The 3228-nt window shown below is 50.6% G+C and carries 1 protein-coding gene and 1 pseudogene; both read right to left on the reverse strand.

Annotation, left to right across the window (positions count from 1 at the left end; genetic code table 11):
• Positions 1–2957 (reverse strand): hypothetical protein (locus AC1WIP_RS13535; RefSeq protein ID WP_481142323.1); only part of this gene is annotated, 2957 nt, incomplete at its 3' end.
• Positions 2958–2999: 42 nt separating this feature from the next.
• Positions 3000–3228: pseudogene (locus AC1WIP_RS13540) on the reverse strand (glycoside hydrolase family 88 protein); the annotation flags it as partial.

The raw sequence follows: 3228 nt of genomic DNA on the forward strand, positions 1-3228 counted from the left end.
GGCCAGGGCTCCGTCCTGTTGCAGTTGTGCAGCATGCCAAAGGTATTAAACCTGTTGCCAAAGGCGCGGATACGGATTTTATGTCTGCCTGCCGTTACGTTTCCAAGAGAAAGGGAATAGGGAGAAATGGCGATCAGACCCTTCTCCTCTTCGTCCAGCCATACCTTTAATACACTGCAGCGAAACAGAGAAATCTGAATGGTCAGCTCCCCTTCCCTGGGCAGGGAAATCTCCGTGACATAATCCACATTGCCTCCGTAAAATGCCAGTCCCTGACGGGAAATATCTCCAAAGGAAAGCGCTCTCACAGGAGGAAGGATCACAGCGCTTCTGCCCACAGCCTGTACGCCGAAATCTCCCAGCAGATACATGGCCTCCACATTACACTTTTTGTAAAAAGGCAATTTTACTTTCAGCTGATGTGTGCCTATGGTCAACTTGGGCATAGAAATTTTCCGGATGGAGCGATCCACGTAATAGCCGCAGTCCTGTACCAAAACAGGCGTGTTATCCCAATAGATTTCCGCCTCCTTGGGCTTTTCCAGGGCAAGCATAACCCCGTCTGTCTGCCACTTGGATTCCACCGTAAACAAAAGCTCCAGGCTGTGGCAGCAGGCCTCTTTGTCTGAATCCGTCCAGGGCTGGGCATAAGCCTCCGCCCGGAGAGGATAGCCGCTCTTACGCCTGCAGATGTTATCGATTCTCAAAATTTCTTCCTTGGGCTGCCATTCTTCTCCATCAAAGGAATACTGGGCCTGGTCAAGCAGCAATACATTGGGCTCCTCCAGCGTCACCTGCACTCTCTCCGGGAAAGGAATTTCTACTGCCGTCGCTTTTTTCTCTTTTCCGGAAGCCTTCTCTCTGGCGGTATCCCCACTCATGGCTTCCGCCCGGGAAGCATCGATTTTCGTCAGATGGTACAGGAAGGAATCATGCTCGTAGGAATCCTCCGCAAGATACGTTTTTCCGTCCTGACAGAGGGCCTCCTTCTCCAAAATTTCTCCCGTCTGGGGAATGAGCTTTTCCACGCGGTAGCAGCCTTCCACTTCTATGTGCAGCTCTTCTTTCACTGCCAGATCAGGGTTCTTGGATTTTTCCGAATGGGCGATAAACAGCCACAGGCCATTCTCCTCTTTTCTGATCTGATGGAGCAGGTTGTTTGTTCTTACACCATTTTCATCGCGGATATCCAAAACCCGGATGTCCCAAAGCTCCTTAAGGATCGCTTCTCTGGAGCAGGGAATCACCACGCAGCTTTCTGCAAGCCTCTTTACCCGCTCATCCGGCAGAGCGTCCACATAGGAAGGAATCTGTCCTGCAAAAATCACTTTGCCCCCTCTCCCTGCAAACTCCCCCAGGCGCTTCAGCGTGGTGGCGCGCAGTGTGACGCAGTCAGGTACCAGAATCGCGTCATAAACCATCTCACCTGCGCTAAAGCCATCCTCGCCAGTCTGCTCCCAGTCTGCCAGAAGAGACTCGGAAATAAAATCGAAATCAATCAGTCCATAGAGAAGCCATTTTACAATGTTCTGGAATTTTTCTTCTCTTTCCTGGCGGATTCCCTCCGTATGCTCCCTGTCTCCCCAATAAAGCCAGAAGGATTCAATGGGATGAATCACTCCCAGACGCACCAGCGGCTTTCCCTGATGCAGCGCCGTATGAATACGGGCAAAGTAATCCTCTATGTAAGGATATTCCTTGTACCAGGGAGACTGATAGCCGATGGAAGCCGGGTAATCGCGCTTGGATTCTCCTGCCATAAGGGTCCAGGTCAAATGATGCACACGCCAGGTAACCCCCAGCGCCGCCTGCCAGTCGCCCGCAAGCTTATGTCCCCTGAAATCGAAATCCCAGTTGGTAACACCGTATATCTCACACATCATATCCGGTCTGCCAAACTGATGAACCGCACTCTGGGCCTGCTTTGCCGTGGTCAGCTCCCTGTCGTCGCACAGCATGTCAATTCCGGGAACGCCAAAGCCACGGTAGGAACGCATGGCCTCACCCAGGGCAATGGTCTGTTCCGCCAGAGTAGGTTCCCGCATCATATGCCCTGTCAAGGGAAGATCATGCTCCCTGCACCAGGCTCCAAGCTGATCCGCATAAGCGTTCACAAAACGCTCTGCCACATGATCATGGTAACGATAACGGTGAACGGAAAGTGTTCCATCAGGCAGCTCCCAGAAAATCTCCGGCAGACAGTCCAGAAAGCTGTACCCGTACCGCTCTGTGTAAGTGTCATCAAAATCATCCGTATAAGAAATGGTCTGAGGCTTTTTCTCCTCTGCATAGGAAAACAGCGTTTTGCTGGCAAACTGCGGCTCATCCGTAAAAATGGCCGGAATATCCCTGCCAAAATACTCCTGCAGCTCCTTGCTGTAGGCATCATAGGTAATCCGTAAAAATTCTTTGATGGCCTCCGGGTCCAAGGTGTTTACATAGGCCTGATTATTGTACCAGGGGTCGTCTCCGTAAATTTCCAGATAGGCGTACCAATGGTCAAAACCTTCCGGTACCGGCTCTCCCTCTGAAAGCCGCACATATTTCTTTAAATATCCCTTTTCCAGCTTCACACCATATTCTGCAAGCCATTTTAACTCCGGTCTGCTTTCAGGAGAAAATACCAGAAAACGTCCCCGATAGCGGTGATCCTTGGTAAGAAGCCCCCCTGCAAAGCCGGAAGGCCATCTGTCCTCGTCATAAAGACCCGTGAGCATTCCAAGCTCCCCGGCCTTCTTGTGGGCATACCGGATCATCTCCATGTATTCTTTTCCAAGATAGGGCAGGTCCATGCCTGTACGGCAATGGAGATAAGCGCCGCCCATTCCCATTTCCTTCAATTCGCTGAGAATGTTGTCAATATGCTCTTTGTTCATACGGCAGTTCCAGGCCCAAAAGGGCATTCCCCGGTATTCTCTGCCGGGATTTTGAAACAATTCCCTGCTGAAAGTTTCCATTTTTTTCCTCACATTCCGCCGCTTTCGCAGCTTTTGTATTTTCTACCAGATTTGAAAATCGTCTCCCTTCAGCTTTTTCACCGCTTCCAGCAGGAAAAAGTCTCCGTAAATGATGGGTACATGAATCTGTTTGGTATACATCACCGTTCCATTCTGCAGAATGGAATCGTAATCCGGATCAAAGTTACAGTGCTCCTTCTCCACCTCTTTTACCAGATTCACTGCTCCCGTCACATACATGGGTTTCTGATATTCCGGCACAGCTTTGGCA

Source organism: Acetatifactor sp. (genome assembly GCF_982438285.1).